Raw genomic sequence first — 22,013 nt, forward strand, 5'->3', positions numbered from 1 at the left:
CCTCCTCCAGTTTTTGGTAGTCTGTCCCACTCAAGGAGACGGACGAATGAAGCGTTCACGGTTCACGGAAGAACAAGTCATCGCGATTTTGAAGGAGCAGGAGGCGGGTATGAAGACCGCCGATGTCTGCCGCAAGCATGGGATCTCGGAAGCGACCTTCTACAAATACAAGGCCAAGTTCGGTGGCATGGACGTTTCCGATGCGCGCAAGCTGAAGGCTTTGGAAGAGGAGAACGCCAAGCTGAAGAAGCTGCTGGCCGAGCAGACAATGCCATCCTGAAGGATGTCGCCGCAAAAAAATGGTGACGCCCGATGCCAAGCGATGCGCTGTGGCCCACGCCTGCGATCGGCATGGGGTGAGCCAGCGTCGGGCGTGCAAGGCTCTTTTCGTCGACCGCTCAAGCGTTCGCTACACAAGCATCCGGTCGGACGATGCCGCCGTTCGAGCCGCGATGAAGACGGTGGCTGCCGAGCGCCGCCGCTTTGGCTACCGGCGCATCCACATCATGCTTGAACGGCAAGGGATCGTGATGAACCAGAAGAAGCTGCGGCGGCTTTACCGGGAGGAGAAGCTCCAGGTCCGCAAGCGTGGCGGCCGCAAACGGGCCTTGGGAACAAGACGGCCGATGATCGGCCGGGTCGGACGAATGAGCGCTGGAGCCTGGACTTCGTAAGCGATGCCTTCACGGACGGACGCCGGTTCCGGGTTCTGGCCGTCGTCGACGACTTCACGCGCGAGTGCCTGGCGCTGGTCGCGGATACATCGCTGTCGGGCGCCCGCGTCGCTCGGGAGCTGGATGCCATCCTCGCCCGCCTCGGCAGGCCTCGCACGATCGTCTCGGACAATGGCACCGAGCTAACGTCGATGGCGATCCTCAAATGGTGCCAGGAAGGCGGCGTCGAATGGCACTACATCGCGCCCGGCAAGCCGATGCAAAACGGATTCGTGGAGAGTTTCAACGGCCGATTTCGCGACGAATGCTTGAACGAAACGTTGTTCTCCACTCTCACGCAAGCACGGGCAGCAATCGATCTATGGAAGGAGGACTACAACCAGAACAGACCACACTCAGCCCTGGGCAACATCACGCCCATCGAATTCGCCATCAAAATGGCTCTGGAAAAACAGGCCGCATGAGGCCAGAAATGAAACTCCGGACTCTCCATTGAACTGGAGGGAACAAGGGTCCCAGGTCATGGATCATGTCATGCCGGGTCACGGGACGGTCTCCCGGTGAGTTGTCCTCGCGTCGGGCGGTCCGCGCGGCTGCCTCCACCGTTCGATCGTCTCGATGACGATCATGCGTCCGCCGCAGCAGGGGCATGGCGGCCGGACATCAGCCGGCTCTTCCGAGGTGTCGTTCTCGGACGGCGCAGCGACGTTCAGCAATTCGCGGGCGCGTGCGAGGCTGCCTTTGCGGGAGCCGCCGGCAAGCAGGCCGTAATGCCGGATGCGATGGAAGCCGTGCGGCAGGACATGGAGCAGGAAGCGGCGGATGAACTCATCGATCGTGAGCACCATGAGCTGCTGACGGTCGGCGCCGTCACGGCGGTAGTCTTTGTAGCGGAAGGTGACGCTGTTCCTGTCGAAGGCGATCAGGCGGCTGTTCGAGATCGCGACCCGGTGGGTGTAGCGCGACAGGTAGGCGAGCACCGCCTCCGGTCCCGCGAACGGCGCCTTGGCATAGCCCAGCGCTTCTTCAGGACGGGAGCAAGATGGTGCAGGAAGGCCCGGCGATCTGCCAGGTGTGCCATTGTTCCGAAGAAGGCTAACCGCCCGGCGTCGTGCAGCGCGATCAGCCTGTTGAGGAACAACCGGCTGAACAGCTTGCCGAGAACCCTCACCGGGAGCAGGAAGGCCGGGCGCGACGATATCCACCGGCTTCCGTCCGGCGCGATGCCGCCGCCCGGCACGATCATGTGCGCGTGCGGATGGTGCGTCATCGCCGAACCCCAAGTGTGAAGGACGGCGGTGATGCCGATGCGCGCGCCGAGATGCTTTGGATCCGCCGCGATCGTCAGCATCGTCTCCGATGCCGCTTTGAACAGCACGTCGTAGACCGCCGCCTTGTTCTGGAACGCGATGTCGGCGACCTCGGCGGGGAGCGTGAATACGACGTGGAAGTATCCGACCGGCAGCAGGTCGGCCTCTCGCTCGGCGAGCCATGTCCGCGCGGCCGCGCCCTGGCACTTGGGACAATGCCGGTTGCGGCAGGAATTGTAGGCGATGCGCCACTCGCCGCAGTCCTCGCAGGCTTCGACATGCCCGCCGAGGGCCGCGGTGCGACATTGCTCGATCGCCGACATGACCTTGAGTTGCTGCAGGCTCAGATGACCTGCATAGACGGCCCGATAGGCGGGCCCGGCGGCACGGAAGATGTCGGCGACCTCGACAGAGGTGCGCACGGCTCAGCCGTCGGGCGAGATCTCTCCCGGCTTGAATAGGCCGAGCTTGTCGAGCGGGCTCGTCACCGTTCGCGCCGTGCGTGTCGCGACCTTGGTATAGAAGGCGGTGTTGTTCAGCTTGGCGTGCCCGAGCAGGACCTGGATGATCCGGATGTCGGTGCCGTCCTCCAGCAGGTGGGTGGCGAAGCTGTGGCGCAGCGTGTGCGGCCCGACCCGCTTGGCGATGTCGGCGGCCTGGGCCGCCTCGACGACCACGCGATAGAGCTGCCGCGTGCTGATCGGCTTCATCGGATGCTGCCCCGGAAACAGCCAGCCGTCGCGGTGCATCACGCCCTGCTGCCGCCCGACCTTCCACCACTGACGCAGCAGCGCGAGCAGGTCCTCTGACAACATGGCGTTGCGATATCGCCCGCCTTTGCCGCGCTCGACGCGCAACAGCATGCGCTCGCTGTCGACGTCGGCGACCTTCAGCATCGACACCTCGGCGACGCGCAGGCCCGCGCCATAGGCGACCGAGAGCGCGGCTTGGTGCTTGAGGCAAGTGGTGGCGTTGAGCAGCCGGGCAACCTCGTCGCGGCTCAGGACCACGGGCAGCTTGCGCGGATGCGCCAGACGAACGAGCTTGCGCGCCAGATCGGGACGATCGACCGTATGCGTGAAGAAGAAGCGCAGCGCCGACACGATGCTGTTCATGGTCGGCACGGGAACGCCGTCGTCCTGCTGCTTGATCTGGAACCGGCGCAGGTCGTCGCGTCTCCCGGGAGAAACGCCGCATGTTCATGTCGTCGATCAGTCGCTGGCGCAACGGGCTGATCGAAGCTTCGAGAACTGGATGAGGCATGTTCAGGCTCCTTGTTGAAGAAGCCTGTGATGCTCTGCCGCTGCCGAACCACCCTCAATGCAAGCGCGACGTCCGGTTCGTGATCTCTACCTCATCCCCACGCACCCATCCCGCGCAGCGGGTTCGTTCATCGGCCCACCAACGGACGTTACGCAGCTCGTTGCCGGAGTTAGCACCTAGTTTTCTGAGACGCCCGCAATCCAACTGCATGCCTATAGCGAAGTCCGTAGTTCATAGGCTCATGTTGAGCTAGCCTGATACCGTGTCGGGAAGAGAGGCTTCGGACGGTGAGGTATCGCCATTTGTGTGAGCGAACGCCTTTTCTAGAGCAATATCAAGCAATGACAGATGCGCCTCTTCGACATTGAAAGTTCGCAGTCCCAGCGGCAAATTGTCGGGCTTGTACGGCCTACGGCTGAATCTGACATGGATCTTCTTTCCCTTCAACCTTTCGACAATAGGATGTTGTTGTTCGAACGAAATGCTGGCGTCTGTTAGACAGATCGTGCGCTTCGAGCGGATGAGAAGCTTTCGCAAGAAGCCTGGACGCTCGTCGGATATCGCAACCTGTACGCGGTCCCCGAGCCTGTGGTTGAGGCTGTCTATCGCGTGCGTATCCCACACTAAACTCGGACAATATTTCTTGACCTGATTGATCATGGTAAGCAGGGCTACATCGCTTAGGAATACAAATTCGGAGCAACCGCCGATGTCTGCATGAACTCCTGGCATCCAAACTTGATCTAAATACTGATCAGAGCGACTCTTGCCACTGAGTACAACCGGGCGAAAAGAAGGGTTGCGATTATCATCGATCGCTAGAAGACTCAGTGCGGCGACTACGCATTCCGGCAACTTCGGACTGTTAAGACGCACTGCTGAAAATCTTGTTAGAGTGTCCCAGCTGTTCCCCGGGACCGGATCAAACAGACCGAGAAAATTGATTTTTGTGGTTTCACTTTCGTGAATGTGGTTTTTTATATGGTTATTTCTCAGCTCCTGGACCTGAGCCTCTGTAAGTTTCTGTCTGCCTCGGTGCCCCAGATAGACGTCCCAGACAACGTGCAATTCATGGAGCCTATCCGCGTGAAGTAGCCCGACCTGCGAAATTATCTCTGCTAGGGCGAGAGCTATCGCACCACCCCTGGAAAATCCAAAAACATAGATTTCGTCGCCCGGCAGATAGTTTGCCGCGAGTGTAACATAGGCCTCCCTCAGGATCTCATCCATGCCCCGCGCAGTCACAGCCGAAAACACATCGCGGCGGGTGCCAACGCCCGGCATGTAGTGAACGATTTGGTTTCCTTCATAGTGCGTAGCGAGCACCAATCGAAAAATGTTCGTCGCATCGGCCCACGTTCCTCGGGCCGCAGAGTTTGAGGTGCCATCGAAGAAGAGTTGAATACGCTTCTTGGGACTCAGCGCGTCTTCCATCGAAACTCCTCGGTCAGTCCATCCATCAGGACTTTGCCACCGACTGGTCCCAACAGTCTATCCTGAATCCCAGGAGGGCTCGTGGCCGGGGGCCGGTGACCGGCATAACGCCTGAGGCCGCCGTAGTTCCAGTTTCTGCGATGTGAGCCAGTGGCTCTAAGTCGTCTTGAGGTGTGAAAATTGTCGAAGTCATCGTTGGTGGGGAGTGATCGACGAAGGCTGCAATCTAGGAGGGCGGAGTTTGCCTCAAGCTTCGGCAACTTTCTAGAAGGGTCAATGTCCACTTATGGTCTGTCCGAGACCCGTAACCCGGTCGGTTCGAATGTCCGCTATTCGCTTGGCGGACGTCAGAACCAGCCAGTCTGTTTTCGGCCCCAAACCTGCCAGTCCGCAATGCGCCCAATTTCGGACGGTGAGGCAAACTTTGCCTTCGCCTGGAAGCAGACATTCCGATCGCCATCTTGATAGTCCACGGCAGAGCCCCGAAGCCGCCGTTCGGTCGAGGACTGCGACGTAGTCGGTCGACCCGCGCCAGTGGCCCGCGATCTTCTGGACAACATTGTTCGCTATGATCTACCCCCTTCCGCCAAGGCGCGTATCCTGCTCAAAGGAAGTTGCCAGCGCAAAAACGAAAGCTAACATCTGGAGTGGCCGCGGTAGCGGCTCGGGGGAATTCGCTTGAAGATCATCAACTGCGGGAACGGCCTACATGTGCGCGAGGTGAAGGGCATCGAGACCTTAGCTTCATTGCCTTCGCACTGGTTCGCTTATACGAACCTCGACCTTGCTACCGCGCCCGGCTCAAGCCGCGAGATCGACGTCATCATCGTGGCGGACGACCGCATACTGGTCGTCGATCTCAAGGATTGGTTCGGCCCGATCGAGAGCCGCGATGGGCATTGGTACAACGCCGGGCGGGACCATGGCCCGTCGCCGGTCGCGAAGATATCTGCCAACGCGCGCCACGTCTTCATTCAGCTCGAGGCCCACCTCAAGCGCCACGCCAAGGGCGCAAAGCCGATCGTCCCTAGGGTACAGGGCCTTGTGGTCCTGACCAAGGCCACAGACCTCAGCGGCATTTCGGAGACCGAGCGGCGGGCGGTAATGCCCGTCGCGGCGTTCACTTCTTCGCTCAAGTCGGTTCCCAAGCGGATCGAGGTGTTCGGCAAAGGGCCACCCGCTGGCATCCTGACCTCGGCGGAGTGGAAGGACCAGCTCTCGAAGTTCTTCAATATGAGCAAGGGCGTCTTCGTACCTGGCCGACGGACCTATGGTGGCTTCTATGCCACGTCCGCCGCACCGGTGTTCGAGCACCCCGAGGGAATCTTCGCGGAGTTCGAGGCGAGCGACGAACGGCAGTCGCCAACCCTCGGAGTCCTGCGGCTATGGGATTTCTCCAAGGCGGAAACTCGCTTCCAGACCGAAGAAGGACGTAGCGAGATCGCCGGTCGCGAGCAGGAGGTCATCGCCTACCTGCAGGACCGAAGCGAACAGTGCGACAGCGTGATTGTCGGCGGCAAGACGCGCGACCCGACCTTCGGCGTACGATACTGGGAGGTCTATGACCGCCGGCGCCGGCTTCACCGTCTGACAGATTTTGGCAGCTCCGAGCTAGCTGACCTTAGCCGGGTCGATCGAATCGAACTGGCTCGCCAATTGCTCTCATCCCTCGACGCGCTTCACCTCGCGGAGGCAGCGCACCTCGACCTCGGACAGCACAGCGTCTGGGTGCAGCGACCGTCAACCGTTCGGCTCTCGCACCTGATGGCGGCAAGCTACCCCGATGTTCGCTCGCTCGGCGAGTCGCGCTTCCAGTTCCTGTCAACAGGCAAGCTGCCAGAGGACATCTTCGGAGTCGAAACAACCCCTAAACGTCGCGACGTGTTCCTCGCCGCTTCCGCCATTCACCGCATCCTCCTGGGCACGGGCCCTGCAACCTCGAGCGGAATTCCCGAGTGGGACAGCGAGTGCGACAAGGCATCCGACTACGTCGAACTTTACGGCTGGCTGGCGTCCGCGCTCGCGCCCGACCCAATGCACCGGTTCAAGGACGCGGGAGACGCGCTGACGGCCTTCAACGCTGCAGTCGCCATCCGGCCCACGCCTGCGGAAGTCATAGCAGGGCTTGAGCGGCATCGCGGCGCGATCAAGAGTCAGATGGCTCTCTTCCAGGCCTATCCGCCTGCCGAGATCCTGCGAGACGACGAGACGCGCGCCTTGTGGCGCTCCTGCAAGGACGGTCGCGAGGTGCTGGTAAAGGTCTGGAAGCGTGCTTCGTGGGGCGACCAGAAGAAGGAAGGATCGCGCATCCTTGATTTCCTAGATCAGCTCGCCGAGCTCTCGGCAGTCGAGCCCGAGGGATGCGCGAAAATTCTGGGTGCGATGTGGCTGGGCGATGCGATCGTCATGATCCAGGAGTGGATCGATCGCCCCGACCTCGCGCTGTTGATGGCGGAGCACCCGGAGCAATTTGGCGAGGAAGCGCGGCTTCAATTAATCGACGCTCTTGCCCGGCGGGTCGAGGAATTGCACACCCTTCGCCTGGCGCATGGCGACCTCAAACCTGCCAACATCCTCGTCGATCCCGCAGCACCGAGCGACCCGGTTATCGTCGACCTGAGTGACTTTACGACGGCCACCGAAGGCGACACTGTTACTGCGCGCTATGCCCCCGAGAGCGGCGGTCGCTTCGAACGCGATTGCTTCGCGGTCACAGTCATCGGCGAGGAGCTCCTCGCCGGAAGCGATTCGAGAATATCCGGCCGCCTTCGCGAGGCAATCGCGAAGGTGCGAACCGACGACCCGGCGAACGCGACGTTGCTTCCCTTGATCGATGTGCTGGCAGCCGGCGAGCCGCACGACGCGGACTTGGCGACGATCCGGCTCGCTAGCCCACACGTAGGGGCAGGCCCTTTGCTACCGGACGAGGGCCATTATTTCCTGCGCCGCGCCCCCTGGGGACGTACGCTCATTATCCGCGGGGCCTGCGAGGAGCTTGAGGTCAGCATCGGGGCTGACGGAAAGCCCTACCGGCTCAACCGGCGCGCTCTGGAGCAGTCAAGGATCAGGCTTTTCCAGAGGTTCGAGTTCGCGTCACTCGAAGCTGCCATCATCGTCGAGGACGGTCCAGTTACCAATCTGGAAGACCTCACTCCGCTGCTCGAACGCGAGGATGTCACTGCGGCCCTGGGTCCGACGCAGCCCAGGGCGACGGACGCCGAGGTGAGCGCGGAGGGCGAGCAGCCCGCCGAACAACGCGACATCGTTTCAGGCGAGTCGCCCGAGGACGACCTGATCGAGGCGATCGCTGCTGAGCCACCGCCGAACGGTCAGGTAGACGTGGCGATGCTGTGGGGGATCCTCGTCGATGCCGAGCGGGAGTTGGTCACCTATGGGCAGGTTGCCGAGGACAGCGTCTTCGACATAAGCATCAACCGGCACAAGGTCCAATTTGACCTGCTGAGTGGGTCGTTTGACTACAATCGGCGTGACCGTGTCATGGTCGAGCGCGAGGACCGCCGAGGCAATTGGCGGCCCGTCGGCCAACTCGACCTCCAGCGATCCAAGCCTGACACGCTCTATCTGGAAAGCATGCGGCCGGAGCAGCGAAACGGACCGCCGCTAGTGGAGGAGGGCGACGAGCTTCGCTTCCGGAGCCGCATGGAGGAGACCAGCCTCGACCGTCGCCAGGCTGCGGTCAGGCGGATCGTCGGGCGCACCTCGCGTACGCGCAACCTGATCGGAATCCTCGATCCGCGCACCGCGGCAACACCGCAGTCGTTGCCCGATCGCCAGCCGGTCGAAAAGTTGAAGGAGCAGTACGAGCTCAATGACCAGCAGGCCGAGGCCTTGTCAGCTGTGCTCGCCACACGCCCGCTCGCCCTCGTGCAGGGGCCGCCGGGAACAGGCAAGACGGTCTTCATTGCGGCGTTGGTGCATGCCGCTCTCACCTTGGGGCTGGCGCGCAATGTCCTGCTCGCAAGCCAAGCGCATGAAGCGGTCAACAATGCCGCCGAGGCCGTGCTTAAGCTCTTCGCTCGGGCGGGTGAGATACCGAGCATCCTTCGCGTCGGCAACGAGGGTGTTGTCTCAGACCGCCTGCTGCCATTCCACGTCGAGCGAGTCGAGCAGCTCCAGAAGGATAGGTTCCGTGCCGAGATGCGCGAGCGCTTGGCCGTCGCCGCCCAGGGACTGGGCATTCCAGAGGCGCTGACCGACGCGCTGACCCATGTCGAGATTGCGATAAGGCCCGTCGCGGCCCGGCTGGCCAGCTTGCAGGACGAGGAAAGTTCGGCGCAACGAGTAACAGCGCTTCGCGAGACAATCAGCCAGCAGGTCTTGCCGCTTGGCATAGACGACACGCTGCCCGCCGACCTGGCGGCCGAGAAGATTGTCACGACGATTGTCGACGCCTGCCTCCAGGCCATGCCGCAGGGCGAGCGCCCGAGCGCTGACCGTGTTGCTAGGTTCCAGGCAGTCGCAGGGCTAGCACGCGACTTCGTGGGAACAGTCTCGACCGAGCAACGGAGCCTCGAAACTTTCCTCGCCGGAACGCGCCAGATCGTCGCTGGGACCTGTGTGGGGCTCGGCAGATCGGCGCTTGGCTTGACCTCAACACCCTTTGACCTCGTGATCGTCGACGAAGCGGCGCGCTGCACCGCCAGCGAGCTCGCGGTGCCGATCCAGGCGGGCGCATGGATCGTACTCGTCGGCGACCATAAACAGCTTGAGCCACAGCATCCGGAGTCAGTGGTCGACGAAGTCGCCGAGCGCCTCGGCGTGGGCGTGGCTGAGGTTGCGAGGAGCGACTTCGAGCGCATCTTCGAGACACCCTATGGGATTGCCGCGGGTCACACGCTGCGACGGCAATATCGTATGCTCCCCCCGATCGGTGAGATTGTCTCGCGGTCATTCTATGGCAAGCGCCTTGAGCATGGTCGCGTGACGCCGATCATCGACGCAGAAGCGCTACCTGCCGACCTCAGCGCGCCTGTCACGTGGTTCGACACGGCGCCGTTTGGCGAGCGCGCCAAGCAAGCCGATCCCAATCATCGCAAGAGCCTGACCAATACGGTTGAGGCAGACGTGATCGTAAGCCTTCTTAAGCGATGGAGCGAATGCCAGCTGTTCCTCGACTGGCTTGCCCAACAAGCAACGCATGCCCATGGCATCGGGATCATTTGCGCCTATTCGGCCCAACGTGACCTCGTGAGGCGCAAAATCGCCTTGGCACCGATCCATCCCTCGCTGCGAGCCGCGATGAAGGTGGACACGATCGACAGCTACCAGGGCAAGGAAAACCCCATCGTGATCGTGTCGCTTGTTCGCAATAATTGGGACGGGCCCGTGCAGGGCGGCTTCAAGACAATTCGGCCTGGATTCCTCGCAAGGCCCAACCGCATCAACGTCGCGATCAGCCGCGCGATGGACCGCCTTGTTATCGTGGGTAGCTTGAAGCGATGGGAGGAGGCCGGGCCGATGGACCGGATCGCGCGGGCCTTTGCCAGTAACGTTGAATACGGGCACGCAAGGGAAGTAGATGCAATGGCTTTACTGGAGAATCGGCTCAACGCCGCGCCCATCGATGGCGCCTTGGAGAAGGCACAATGACCGTCCAGCCCCGCAGTAAGCTGACGCTCGGCCCCGTGCGCGAGGGGCTCGTCGAAGAATCGGAGGACGGCCCGCTCCAGTTGGCGACGATCGACCTAACGCTGCCCTGTCGTCGGTTCGTCGTCGAGCACAAAGTCGCTGATGTTGGCAAGGTCTCCGTGACAGCCGAGTTTCTAATTCGCTTCGTCCGCGCAATGGGAAGCTGCACAGAGGAAGCGGTCCAGTCCTTCTTCGGATATAGCCGGCGCGAGATGGCCTACGTTTTCCACGAGGTCGAGGACGCCGACTACATCCGTCGGAGCGAGGGACGCATCACGCTGACACAGACGGGGCTTTCGCTCTTCCGCCCTGGTGTCGAAGAACCACTTATCTACGAGGTCGAGCGCAAGATCGCACGCGTCGGCTTCGACCTCATCTCGCTGGCGCCCGCCGAAAAGAAATTTCTGAGCTACTTCGAGCGGAACCTTCCCGAACTGCCGCTGGCCGACGTTGAGCAAGTCAGCTCGGCAACGGAAAGGGTGCCGTCGTCGTTCCGTCGGTTCTTTCGCGAGTTCGCGCTGAAGATCGATCCAATCTCGACCCCGCGACGCACGCTCTATTCCATCGACGGGGTGGCGGCTGAGGAGCGCTTTTCGACGCTCGTGCGCGTCCGGTTGATGTCATCGGGGCTCAAGCCAACCTTACCCGACATCGACCTTTCCGAGTGGAAGTCAGACTACGAGTTGTCAGATCGTGAGGCAGTGGGGCTTGCGGTCGCCGAGATGGTCGAGCGCATGGCTGTTGCGCGGCGGGAAGACGATGGCGAGGCATACCAGCTCCTGATCCAACTTGCCCAAGACTATCTTAAGGAATGGACGCGCCGCGATGGGTTAAGCGTGCAGCGCTTCTATCGACACGCCTTCACGAGCCACGGCGACGTCCGTGCTGACCGCCCGACCGTGCCGATCATCGGCAGCCTATTCACCAAGGAAAATGCGCGTAGGCTGTTCGATGTCGCAAGCTACGGCCTGCGCAAAACGCGCCACGCCGCAGCTGCGATCTATTGGGTGGTGCCCCAGGCCCCACTTTGGGGAAGCACCTCGATCATGGCCGAAATCGTCGAACAGTTCCGCGAACAGATCAATCGCTTGAACGAGGATCTCGGTGTGCGGCAGAACGTAGAGACGATTTCGTTGACCGCACAGCGCGCCGAGCGCTGGGTGAAGGAAGCCTTCACCCGCGGGTACGAGTCGAACGCCCGTGTATTTCCCGGCGGGTTCGAAATGCTGCTCGTCCCGGGTGCCTTCGTCGCCGCAACGGTCCACGCGCCGATCGGCCAACAATCGGGCTTGCCGGTCCCTTTGGGCTTTGCGAGTTTCGACTCGCACGTGTTGGCGCGTGCGGGCGAGTTGCTCGACGCGAACGCCGAAGCGTTCAAACTCGGTGACGTGCTCAGACGAAACCTTATCGCGCCGCCCGCAACGGAAAAGACGGAGGACAGTGCAGGAGGGGCCGTGCCCGCCTCAAAATAGCCGCCGCACCCCTCGAACGGCGAACATGATCCAGAAAAGTTGCGGTTCGCGACCTCGGAGACAGCAGCAGCTTCGCGTCGCACGTTGTTGACAACTCGCGGTGTCGAAAGGGGTCAATGCGCAACGTGATCGAACGAAGCATAATTTTGAGCGTCGTCGAAACGGCATCTATCCCCAAAAATTCTATAAGCGGTCAGACCGCATGCGGCCCCAAACCAACCGTCATCATCCGCTAACCTTAATAGTGTCCTGGAAAGAAAGTTGACCCCTCCGGGCCTACGACTTGGCGACGAGTTTCGGCGTTTTTCGACGGTCAGTATGATTTCCGGCGGTTGGAGATTTGTATCGGCCTTTGATGAACGGCCGCTGTTTGGTGCAAAGTGGATGGTCGCGTTATTGTATGGACAGCAGGCTTGCGGCGTCCCTCGGTTGAGTTCACCCGCGGGTTTTTGCTCTTGAGTTCATCCAGATAATCGGCCCACCACTGCATCATGTTGATGCGCTCCTCCCAGTGCTCTGCCCGGGCATAGGCGCGCCGAACGTCGTTGTTCTCAATGTGGGCCAGCTGCCGCTCTATCGCGTCCGGATGCCACTCGCCGCATTCGTTCAGCAAAGTTGATGCCGTTGCTCGAAAGCCGTGCGCGGTAGCTTCTTCCTTGCCGTAACCCATACGACGTAGTGCGGCGTTTAGCGTATTGTCGGAAATCGGACGTGAAGCCGATCGAACACTAGGAAACAGCAGCGATCCACCACCAGAAATTTCCCTGAGTGAAGTCAGGACGCTGATCGCCTGCTTTGATAGGGGTATGCGGTGCGGCCGTCGCATTTTCATGCGTGCTTCAGGGATGGTCCACACCGAGCTTTCAAAATCGAACTCTTCCCATTCAGCGACGCGAAGCTCCCCGGGGCGGGGAAACAGCAGCGCCATCAGCATCAGACCGGCCCGGGTTGTAGGCTGTCCGTCAAATGCATCGATCGCCCTCAGCAAACCGCCCAAGGCCTTCGGATCGGTAATCGCGGCGCGAGACGTTACCGTCGGACTGATGAGTGCGCCTCTGAGGGCGAAGGTCGGATCTGTCTCGGCGCGTGCGGTCGCGATTGCGTATCGAAACACGCTGCCGATCGTGGAGCGCAGTCGCCTGGCCGACTCGTATCGACCGCGAACCTCCACGCGGCGGAGGGCGGTAAGGATGGTGGCCGGGTCGATCTCCCGAATGCACTTGTCGCCGATTATCGGATAGGCAAAGCCGAGCAGCCATTTGACCTTGCTGATCGTCCGGTCGGCACGTCCCTCCTTCTTTAGTTTGTCAACATATTCGTCCGCTATTGAGCGAAAGGAGTCCTTTGCCGAATCGGCCTTCCGCAAGCTGCGTTCCTTTCCAGGGTCGACGCCAGCTAGCAGAAGCCTTTTAGCGTCATCGCGCGCCTCCCGTGCCTCGGCGAGAGAGATAAGGGGATAGCTGCCCAGCGCGAGCAGTTTCTGCTTTCCGTCAAAGCGGTAGGCGAGCCGCCAGAGGCGAGAGCCCGTGGGCTGTACCCATAGCTGAAGCCCGCCCCCATCAGATAATTTCACGAGCTTGGAAGCAGGGCGGGCATTTCGACATTTCACGTCGGAGAGGGGCATTCGTCAGGTCTCCCTTGGCTGTTTCGATACCATCAGGATGTCGAATACCAACGGAAATACCATCCCCCCGCCTCGTTGGACCAAATGCTCCTGAAGCGCTCCGTGTCCCGCTTAACCGCGCAAATGCGACTGCAAAAGACCAACAATTCCAAGCGGTTGCAGAAGCTGCAGCGTAGAAGGTTCGGTGAAAGGGAGTGCCGGGACAAGGGGGGATGGTGCCCAGAGGCGGATTCGAACCACCGACACGCGGATTTTCAGTCCGCTGCTCTACCAACTGAGCTATCTGGGCCTCGCCGGCAAACGAGACATCGCCTGACCGGATTTCAGGAAAGCGCCGTGGGGCACCCCTTGAAAGCGCGTGGGTTATAGCACGGGAATCCGGCCTGTCCAGCGCCTAAGCGCTGATTTTCCGGGGCAATTGTCGCAGACAATACCGACGCCGGCAAAGCAGCAATTGCGTAAGGTCGGCGAAGTGGAATTGCGCGGCCGGCACCGCCCAAACCCTACTTCGGCTCGTCGCTCTCGTCCTCGTCATCCCGCGCGGTGATGACATAGGCGCCCTTCAGCCAGCGGTTGAGGTCGATGTCCTTGCAGCGCTTCGAGCAGAACGGATAGGTCTCGCGCGCCGACGGCTTGCCGCATTCGGGGCAGGGGCGCTTCGGGCGCAGTGGTGTGACCTTATCGTCCAGGCTCATGGCCGCGCGGTATGCCAGCTGGTGTGGACCTTGAAGCCTTCGCCCGAAAGCAGCGCCACCGTCTCGTAGAGCGGCAGGCCGACAATGTTGGTGTAGGAGCCGACCAGCTTGACGACGAACGAACCGGCGAGACCCTGGACGGCATAGCCGCCGGCCTTGCCGCGCCATTCGCCGGAGGCGACATAGGCGTCGATCTCCTCGCGTGGAAGCCGCTTGAAGCGTACCCTGGATTCAACCAGCCTTTGGCGCAGCTTGCCGCCCGGCGTAATCAGGCAGATGCCGGAATAGACCCGGTGCGAACGGCCCGAAAGCAGTCCAAGGCAATTGGCGGCGTCGTCCAGCGTCTCGGCCTTGGGCAGGATGCGGCGTCCGACCGCGACCACCGTATCGGCGGCCAGCACGAAACTTGGCGCATAGTCTTCCTCGCTTTTCAGCGAGGCCAGCGCCTTCTCGGCCTTTTCCTTCGACAGCCGCTTGGCCAGCGAGCGCGGATGTTCGGCGCGCAGCGGCGTTTCGTCGACATCGGCTGGCAGCACGCGGTCCGGCTCGATGCCGGCCTGTTGCAACAGTTCGATCCGGCGCGGCGAACCAGAGGCAAGCACGAGCTTCTGCAGGATGCTCATCGCGGTTCGCGCCGGACTGTTACTTGAAACGGTAGGTGATGCGGCCCTTGGTCAGGTCATAGGGCGTCATCTCGACCAGGACCTTGTCGCCGGTCAGCACACGGATGCGGTTCTTGCGCATGCGGCCAGCCGTATGGGCGATGATCTCGTGTTCGTTTTCGAGCTTCACCCGGAACATCGCGTTGGGCAACAATTCCGTCACGACACCCGGAAACTCGAGGACTTCTTCCTTCGGCATTCGATACCTTTGCTTGGATTGCAGTTCCGGCGCCCTGGAGCGCCCAGGCCGGAATTTCGGCGGAACCTATATGATAATCGTGCGCTTGTGAACACGCTTAGATCGCGTCATATGCGACGCGCTCCAAGGTTTCGTTTTATGCATGTCGTTGTCTCAAAACCGGGACCGCTTTTGAGCGACATGCATCAATCCGCCGCGTTTTTTACCTCCGGAAGCAGAAAACGTCGGCTGATGCGCGCTTTCAGCCGTTCTCTCACGTCGCGATAGCTGGCCATGATCTGCTCGCGCCTGCCGCCGACATCGGTCGGATCCGGCATCGGCCAGTATTCGACGTCGACGGCAAGCGAGCGGGTGAGTTCGAGCGCGGCGTGGTGGGCTTCCGGCGCCAGGGTGACGATCAGGTCGAAATAGTCGTCCTCGAGATCGTCCATCGAGCGCGGCTGGCGCTCGCCCAGCGTCAGGCCCTCTTCGGCCAGCACCGCGTCGACGAACGGATCGCGCTCGCCCCTGTGCACGCCGGCAGAGGCGACGAAAGTGGACGGCGGCAGCATGCGCCGCGCCAGCTGCTCGGCCATCGGTGAGCGCACGGCGTTCATGCCGCACAAAAACAGGATCGAGCGGGGCGCCGCAGTCAGGTCTAACCCCGCCAGTGCAGCACGCAGACCAGCGTGAACAGCCGCCGCGCCGTGTCGAAGTCGATGTCGATCTTGCCGGCCAGCCGGTCCATCAATGTCTGCGAACCTTCATTGTGCAGGCCGCGCCGGCCCATGTCGATCGCCTCGATATGGCTCGGCGTCGAGGATCGGATGGCGTCGTAGTAGCTTTCGCAGATCAGGTAGTAGTCCTTGACGATGCGCCTGAGCGGCGTCAGCGACAGGATATGGGTGACGACATCAGCACCATCCTCTCGGGCGACCGCAAACACCAGCCGGGATTCGGCCAGCGACAGCTTCAGCCGATAAGGCCCGGCGCCGTCATCATTGACCGGCTGAAAGCTGTTCTCCTCGATCAGGTCGAAGATCGCCACCGCGCGCTCATGTTCGACATCGGGCGTCGAACGGCCGATCGACTCGTCGAGCTCGACATCGATCAGCCTTGCGCGGGTTTGATCGCCGTCCGCCATCGCCGCCTACATGTTCAGCCGGATGGCGACGGAGCGGCCATGCGCGTCGAGGCCTTCCGCCTTGGCCAGCGCAATCGCCGCCGGCGCAAGTGCTCTCAGCTGCTCCGGCCCGAGCTTCAGGATCGAGGTGCGCTTGACGAAATCGAGCACCGACAGGCCCGAAGAGAAGCGCGCCGAACGCGCCGTCGGCAGCACGTGGTTGGAGCCGCCGACATAGTCGCCGATGACTTCGGGCGTATGGCGTCCCAGAAACACAGCACCCGCATTGCGCATCCTGGCCAGGAAGCCTTCGGCATCGTCGATAGCAAGCTCGACATGTTCCGCGGCGATGCGGTCGACCAGCGGCAGCGCGGCCTCGATGGTCTCCACCAGGATCACCGCACCGAAATCGCGCCAGCTGGCAGCCGCCGTCTCGGCGCGCGACAGGCTCTGCAGCTGCCGCTCGACCGCCTGTTCGACGGCCTTGCCGAAGGCCGGATCGTCGGTGATGAGGATCGACTGCGCCGACACGTCATGCTCGGCCTGAGCGAGAAGATCAGCGGCAATCCAGTCGGGGTCGTTGCTGCCGTCTGCCACGACCAGCACTTCAGACGGTCCGGCGATCATGTCGATGCCGACCGTGCCGAACACCTGGCGCTTGGCGGCGGCGACATAGGCATTGCCGGGCCCGACGATCTTGGCGACCGGCCGGATCGTCTCGGTGCCATAGGCAAGGGCGGCAATCGCCTGCGCGCCGCCGACGCGGTAGATCTCCGAAACGCCTGATATATCGGCGGCCACCAGCACCAACGGGTTGATGACACCGCCCGGCGCCGGCACGACGATGACGATGCGCTCGACGCCTGCCACCCTGGCCGGCACGGCGTTCATCAGCACCGAGCTTGGATAGCTTGCCGTGCCGCCCGGCACATAGAGCCCGACCGCCTCGATCGCCGTCCAGCGCGAACCCAACTCGACCCCGGCGGCATCGGTATAGCGATCGTCCTTGGGCATTTGTCGCTCGTGATGGGATCGGATGCGGTCGCGCGCGAACTTGAGCGCATCGACCGTCTGCGGATCGGCGTCTTTGTAGGCCTGCGCGATGTCGTCCTTCGACACGGCGATGCCGAGACTATTGAGGTCGGCCTTGTCGAATTTCAGCGTGTAGTCGACCAGGGCAGCGTCGCCCTCGGCACGAACCCGCGCAATGATGGCGCGCACGGCAGTGTCGACGTCCTCCGATACTTCCCGCTTGGTGGTCAGGAAGGCGGCGAAACGCTGAGCGAAACCGGCAGCGGATTGGATAAGCGTAATGGCCATCGGCTGCGTCTAGATCATGGTGAGATTTGCTTGAAATCTCATCATGATCTAGCCCTTTGTTGGAGCATGATCTCTGGACAAACAATTCCCGTTTTGTCCAACAAAAACCGGCACCCACTTTTTGGGATCATGCTCTAGACCCTGTGCACCGGACGCGAGGTGGCTTCCCAGGCGCCGCCTATGTCGGCAAGCCGCGCCTCGATGCATTCGACGTCGAGCATGATCGCGCCGCCGCCGGAAAAGACCAATTCGACGATGCCGGCCGGCTTGCTGATTTCGATAAAGCTGATTGCCAGCAGCGACAGCACCTCGGCCGGCCGATCGCGGGCAATGCCGCTGGTCTTGGCGCCGAGCACGCGGTCGAAATGCAACACCGCCTGGCGCCGCTCATTGTGCTTGCTGAACAGTCCGGATTTCGCCTCCCAGACGAAGCGGTTCATGGTCAATATGAAACGCTTGGCCGAAGGCAGGTATTCGAGATCCGAGACCTTCATCACGGCGTCCTGGACGTGAGCCGAGACGATGCTCAGATCCTGATCGTCGAGCGCAATGAGTTTGAGGGCTGCCATGCCGAATGCACACCTGAAAGTTGGTTTCAGCCTTCTGTTAGGCGGTCTTTCCGGTCCGTGCAACCGCGACACAAACTCAACCCGAGGCTAGGGCCTCGGGTTTGAAGTGTTGGCGGTGAATGAAGGCAGCACCAGACGCCTGTCTGTCTGAAGCAACTGCCGTGCGGTTAAGCTGAAATCCGCTCGATCACCGCGCCGCAATTGGAGAGCTTTTCTTCCAGCCGCTCAAAACCGCGGTCGAGGTGGTAGACGCGGTTGACCGTCGTTTCGCCTTCGGCCGCCAGACCGGCGATGACCAGCGACACCGAGGCGCGCAGATCGGTCGCCATGACGGGTGCGCCCTTCAGCTTGGCGACGCCGGCGACGATCGCCGTTTGGCCGGACAGCGTGATGTGGGCGCCGAGCCGGGCCAGTTCCTGCACATGCATGAAGCGGTTTTCGAAGATGGTCTCGGTGATGCGCGACTTGCCCTTGGCCATGGTCATCAGGCCCATGAACTGCGCCTGCAGATCGGTCGGGAAGGCCGGAAAGGGCGCCGTCGTTACGTCGACCGGCGAAATGCCGGCGCCGTTGCGCCGGACGCGAATGCCGGAATTGGTCGGCGTGATCTCGGTACCGGTCTGGGCAATCACGTCCAACGCGGTCTGCAGCAGCTCGGGGCGGGCGCCTTCGAGCACGACATCGCCGCCGGTCATGGCCACAGCCATGGCATAGGTGCCCGTCTCGATGCGGTCGGGGATGACGCGCACGCGCGCGCCCGACAGCGAGTCGACGCCGTCGACGGTGATGGTTGGAGTGCCGGCGCCGGAAATTTTTGCGCCCATGGCGTTGAGGCATTCGGCGAGGTTGACGATCTCGGGCTCGCAGGCGGCGTTTTCGAGTACCGTCTCACCCTTGGCCAGCGCCGCCGCCATCATCAGCACATGGGTGGCGCCGACGGAGACTTTCGGGAACTCATAGCGATTGCCGACAAGGCGGCCGTTCCTGGTCTTGGCCAGCACATAACCAGTGTCGACATCAATGTCGGCGCCCAGCGCCTGCAAGCCCTCGAGGAACAGGTCGACCGGGCGCGTGCCGATGGCGCAACCGCCCGGCAGCGACACTTTGGCCTCGCCCATGCGGGCCAGCAGCGGGCCGATCACCCAGAACGACGCCCGCATCTTCGACACCAGCTCGTAGGGCGCGGTCGTGTCGACGATGTTTCGGGCCGAGAAGTTGATGGTGCGCGAATAGCCCTCATTCTGCTTCTCGCGGCGGCCGTTGACCGAATAGTCGACGCCGTGATTGCCAAGAATGCGGATCAGCTGCTCTACATCGGCCAGATGCGGCACGTTTTCCAGCGTCAGCGTGTCGTCGGTGAGCAGCGACGCGATCATCAGCGGCAAAGCGGCATTTTTCGCGCCCGAAATCGGAATGCTTCCGGCGAGCTTGTTGCCGCCGACAATTCTGATGCGATCCATGAGAGAATGTCCCCTCGGCCCGAAAGGCCGGTTTTCGTCAGTTTGCGTATCGGCCCGTCTAGACCATTGGCCGGCTTGGTTCAAGATTCCTGAGCCCGTTGGCCAAGTTGGCCGGCCAGTGTGGCCGATATCGGTCAGTCCTTGTGCATTTTTTCAGCAGCCGCCAGGCCTTCCGGGCGCTGGTCAGCGTCACCGGTGCGCCGCGAACGCGCTTGCGTCTTGCGCTTCATGAGATTGGCGCGCAACTGCTCGGCCAGCCGATCCTTGCGGGTGGTCCCGCCCTTTTTTGCCGGATCAGCCTTTTTCGGTGGAATTGTCTTCTCGTCCATCGTTCCGTCCCGCCCGCAACTGGCAGGGCCTGCTGTTCAAGGGATAGCTAGCATTGTGGCGCCGCCATGTCAGCGAAACTTGTCTGGCAAAGCCTTTCACAGACGCCTTGCGCTTGCCGGTTCTATATGGCAGAAGCCCCGCCATCAGCGGCTGCGGTAGCTCAGTGGTAGAGCACTCCCTTGGTAAGGGGGTGCATCAAATGTGGTTACACCATTTTCCGCCGCATTTTCAGCCACTTAACCCATCTGCGTTTTTCGACTGGTGTAAGCTCTCGGTGCCAGATTGGTTCGGTTGTAACCGACCCTTGCTGTTTCGTATGAGCCTCGCAACGAACTTGGCTGCATCGAGTCCCTGGATCGCGATGACGTTCGGCGCTCGGCTCATCTGCTCGGCGATGCGTGGCGCATGGAAGCGCTTCACCTCGATATGCAAATCCTCGGTCGTCAGGTAAAAATCCAGGTTCAGCGCGCGCGGATCCTGGCTCTCAACGAAGCCGATTTCTGCGAACGTTAGCGCCGAGCGCACCGTCTCTTCCATGGGGTCGACGGTTGGAACTCGCCGCTTCGCCATCATCTTCCTCCATTCTCAATCTTCATGCGATCGTCACAAGTTCGAGGAGGATCTTGCCATCTCTCTCGGCTTGCTCGAATGCGGCTTTCGCCTGCACCCTGACGTCCGATGGAAGGTCTAGCCGGCCGCCGGTGAATGACGCAAAGTGCTTGTAGATGGCCGCCAGCTTTTGGCACATTTCCATGGCTCCTTCTGCGCTGGCAAACACCCTTGCGCCGAACGTGAAGCGTCCGCCGTTCACGTGCGTGGTCGTCGTCCAGCCGTTGTCAAAGCCGTATTCGTCGATCATGCGGTGCACCGCCCATTCTTCGAAGACAAGCGCAGGCACCCGTCGCCGGTCGGCGGTGTTCAACACCACCTCCTGCGCTTCCCAAGGCGGGGATGGCTCCGGCATCACATGGTCAGGATCTGGCCAGTTGATGCCGTCTGGACGGCGGTGCATGGCAATACCTACGGTCGTCATCATCTTCCTCCGTTTGCGGCCTTCCTCGGCCGCTTCTTCCCAAACACCTTATCGATCACGCCCTTGCCCGTCTCGCCGTGCGTGTAGTGATCCATCAGGACGCGCTTGTCCTTCCATCCGCCCTTCTTGGCGGTCGTGGCGACGTCGATGCGGTTCTTCACGATCATCTCGGTGGCGAAACTGTGCCGACCTGGTTGATGGGTGCCCAGGTACGGGATGCCGGCGCTGGCGCAGATCGCCTTGATCGCCTTGTAGACCGCCCATCGCTGCCGAAAGCCGAATACACGCGTGTTCGGGTAGCGGCCGAGCCGCGCGCCCCTGCCGTAGTCGTCGGCCATGGCCCGAGCCCGCTTCCACTCGGCGAGCTGCTGGAACTCGTAGACCATCTCGATCGTGAGGTCGGCTTCCCGATCCTCGCCGTTCTTGGTGTCGCGAAAAGTCACCTTGCGGTTGACCAGGTCGAGATCGCCCGTCGCCTCGTCGAGCTCGATCGCCTCGCTGACGCGGGCGCCGGTCTGGAACAGGAACAGCGACAGCGCGCGCAGCCGCTGGTCGTCGGTGTGGGCGCGGAAGGTGTCGACATAGGAGCGATCGACGGCGCGCTTCGGCGCGGCCGTGGGCTTCCTGACGTCGCGGTCCTTCTTGGTGAACCCCTTGATCTTGACCGCATGGCAGTCGCCGGCGTCGGCGCTATGGTTGATCACCGCCTTCATCGGCGTCACCACCTGACGGTTCCACGTCGTGTATACGGCGCCGGGATAGAGCGTCTTTGCGGCTTCGCGCGTCTTGCTGCCGGTCAGGTCGGAGATCCTAGTGGCCTTGAAGAAATCGAGCAGCGGCAGGATGAACCGGTCATCCTTGCCGGCGTCCAGATAGGCGTCGACAGCCTGGGTGAAGGTGAAGCGGTCCTTCGGCGAGAGGTTGAACTCGTCCTTGGCGGCGTTTTCGCGGCTCAGCCGGACCGCGTCTGCCGCGGCTTCGTCAGTCTCGCCCGAACTCTCGTGAACTCTTTGCTCGCCATCTTTGGTCTTGATGGTGCCGGTGAGCCACCAGAATCGGCCTCGCTTGTAGATGGTGAGCGCCATGACGACCTACTCCACAGAAACAACTCGTCGATCTGCCTGGGCGAGATTAGCACCTGCTTGTCGACATGGTAGCAGAGGCCGGCTTTGATCGCCTTCTCGCGCAACGACCTGGCGGACATGCGCAACCCTTTG

At 61.8% G+C, this 22,013-nt stretch carries 16 protein-coding genes, 2 tRNA genes and 3 pseudogenes; 4 read left to right on the forward strand and 17 right to left on the reverse strand.

The features are described 5' to 3' along the window. Positions 1–46: 46 nt before the first annotated feature. Positions 47–1,105, forward strand: a pseudogene (locus NKJ75_RS06125) (IS3 family transposase); the annotation flags it as partial. A 111-nt stretch (positions 1,106–1,216) separates the two neighbouring features. Here the strand turns inward: NKJ75_RS06125 and NKJ75_RS06130 are convergent. The 3 genes and pseudogenes from NKJ75_RS06130 to NKJ75_RS06140 all read right to left on the reverse strand — a co-directional run bounded on the left by NKJ75_RS06130 (position 1,217) and on the right by NKJ75_RS06140 (position 4,681). Continuing rightward, positions 1,217–2,406 (reverse strand): annotated as a pseudogene (locus NKJ75_RS06130) (IS91 family transposase). A 3-nt stretch (positions 2,407–2,409) separates the two neighbouring features. Beyond that, positions 2,410–3,247, reverse strand: a pseudogene (locus NKJ75_RS06135) (tyrosine-type recombinase/integrase). Between the two features lie 249 nt (positions 3,248–3,496). Continuing rightward, positions 3,497–4,681, reverse strand: a complete 1,185-nt coding sequence (locus NKJ75_RS06140; protein ID WP_352499357.1) for a T6SS phospholipase effector Tle1-like catalytic domain-containing protein — start codon at positions 4,679–4,681, stop codon at positions 3,497–3,499. A gap of 678 nt (positions 4,682–5,359) precedes the next feature. Between NKJ75_RS06140 and NKJ75_RS06145 the strand changes: the two genes are divergently transcribed. Beyond that, a complete protein-coding gene (locus NKJ75_RS06145) occupies positions 5,360–10,291 on the forward strand; it encodes an AAA domain-containing protein (protein WP_023692441.1) in 4,932 nt (1,643 codons plus the stop codon). Further along, entirely contained in the window at positions 10,288–11,802 is a 1,515-nt protein-coding gene (locus tag NKJ75_RS06150; RefSeq protein WP_023692440.1) for a hypothetical protein, read from the forward strand. The genes NKJ75_RS06145 and NKJ75_RS06150 overlap by 4 nt, the downstream gene beginning before the upstream one ends. Before the next feature lie 313 nt (positions 11,803–12,115). Here NKJ75_RS06150 and NKJ75_RS06155 read toward each other — a convergent pair whose 3' ends face one another. From NKJ75_RS06155 to NKJ75_RS06205, 11 genes are all read right to left on the reverse strand, one after another. After that, positions 12,116–13,426, reverse strand: a complete 1,311-nt coding sequence (locus tag NKJ75_RS06155) for a tyrosine-type recombinase/integrase (RefSeq protein ID WP_352499358.1) — start codon at positions 13,424–13,426, stop codon at positions 12,116–12,118. Between the two features lie 213 nt (positions 13,427–13,639). After that, positions 13,640–13,715 (reverse strand) — tRNA-Phe (locus NKJ75_RS06160). 214 nt (positions 13,716–13,929) lie between these two features. After that, positions 13,930–14,121: a DNA gyrase inhibitor YacG gene (gene yacG, locus NKJ75_RS06165; protein ID WP_023669280.1), complete on the reverse strand. Its 192-nt coding sequence runs from the start codon at positions 14,119–14,121 to the stop codon at positions 13,930–13,932. Beyond that, positions 14,118–14,744 carry a Maf-like protein gene (locus NKJ75_RS06170; RefSeq protein WP_023681911.1) on the reverse strand — a complete coding sequence of 209 codons (627 nt, stop codon included), beginning with the start codon at positions 14,742–14,744 and terminating at the stop codon, positions 14,118–14,120. Before NKJ75_RS06170 ends, yacG begins: the two co-directional genes overlap by 4 nt. A gap of 19 nt (positions 14,745–14,763) precedes the next feature. Continuing rightward, positions 14,764–14,982: a translation initiation factor IF-1 gene (infA, locus tag NKJ75_RS06175; RefSeq protein ID WP_006200926.1), complete on the reverse strand. Its 219-nt coding sequence runs from the start codon at positions 14,980–14,982 to the stop codon at positions 14,764–14,766. A 185-nt stretch (positions 14,983–15,167) separates the two neighbouring features. Then, a complete protein-coding gene (locus tag NKJ75_RS06180; RefSeq protein WP_502903839.1) occupies positions 15,168–15,632 on the reverse strand; it encodes an arsenate-mycothiol transferase ArsC in 465 nt (154 codons plus the stop codon). After that, complete coding sequence (locus NKJ75_RS06185) at positions 15,620–16,105, reverse strand: UPF0262 family protein (RefSeq protein ID WP_023669283.1); 486 nt, start codon at positions 16,103–16,105, stop codon at positions 15,620–15,622. Before NKJ75_RS06185 ends, NKJ75_RS06180 begins: the two co-directional genes overlap by 13 nt. A gap of 6 nt (positions 16,106–16,111) precedes the next feature. Beyond that, positions 16,112–17,404, reverse strand: a complete 1,293-nt coding sequence (gene hisD / locus NKJ75_RS06190) for a histidinol dehydrogenase (RefSeq protein ID WP_023834062.1) — start codon at positions 17,402–17,404, stop codon at positions 16,112–16,114. 134 nt (positions 17,405–17,538) lie between these two features. Then, entirely contained in the window at positions 17,539–17,973 is a 435-nt protein-coding gene (locus tag NKJ75_RS06195; RefSeq protein ID WP_023681909.1) for a DUF2948 family protein, read from the reverse strand. A 167-nt stretch (positions 17,974–18,140) separates the two neighbouring features. Next, on the reverse strand, positions 18,141–19,433 hold the full coding sequence (gene murA, locus NKJ75_RS06200; RefSeq protein WP_352499359.1) for a UDP-N-acetylglucosamine 1-carboxyvinyltransferase: 1,293 nt from the start codon (positions 19,431–19,433) through the stop codon (positions 18,141–18,143). A gap of 134 nt (positions 19,434–19,567) precedes the next feature. Then, entirely contained in the window at positions 19,568–19,762 is a 195-nt protein-coding gene (locus NKJ75_RS06205) for a hypothetical protein (RefSeq protein ID WP_023701829.1), read from the reverse strand. A 150-nt stretch (positions 19,763–19,912) separates the two neighbouring features. Here NKJ75_RS06205 and NKJ75_RS06210 point away from each other — a divergent pair. Continuing rightward, positions 19,913–19,988: transfer RNA gene (locus tag NKJ75_RS06210), tRNA-Thr, on the forward strand. Between the two features lie 3 nt (positions 19,989–19,991). Here NKJ75_RS06210 and NKJ75_RS06215 read toward each other — a convergent pair. From NKJ75_RS06215 to NKJ75_RS06225, 3 genes are read right to left on the reverse strand one after another with little or no spacing between them, the layout of a single operon-like run. Next, entirely contained in the window at positions 19,992–20,333 is a 342-nt protein-coding gene (locus tag NKJ75_RS06215) for a hypothetical protein (protein WP_352499360.1), read from the reverse strand. A 22-nt stretch (positions 20,334–20,355) separates the two neighbouring features. Continuing rightward, on the reverse strand, positions 20,356–20,799 hold the full coding sequence (locus NKJ75_RS06220) for a hypothetical protein (RefSeq protein ID WP_352499361.1): 444 nt from the start codon (positions 20,797–20,799) through the stop codon (positions 20,356–20,358). Next, entirely contained in the window at positions 20,796–21,881 is a 1,086-nt protein-coding gene (locus tag NKJ75_RS06225) for a tyrosine-type recombinase/integrase (protein ID WP_352499362.1), read from the reverse strand. Before NKJ75_RS06225 ends, NKJ75_RS06220 begins: the two co-directional genes overlap by 4 nt. Between the last annotated feature and the right edge of the window lie 132 nt (positions 21,882–22,013).

The organism is Mesorhizobium sp. M0058 (genome assembly GCF_040323095.1).
In the GTDB taxonomy this organism is placed as follows: Bacteria; Pseudomonadota; Alphaproteobacteria; order Rhizobiales; family Rhizobiaceae; genus Mesorhizobium.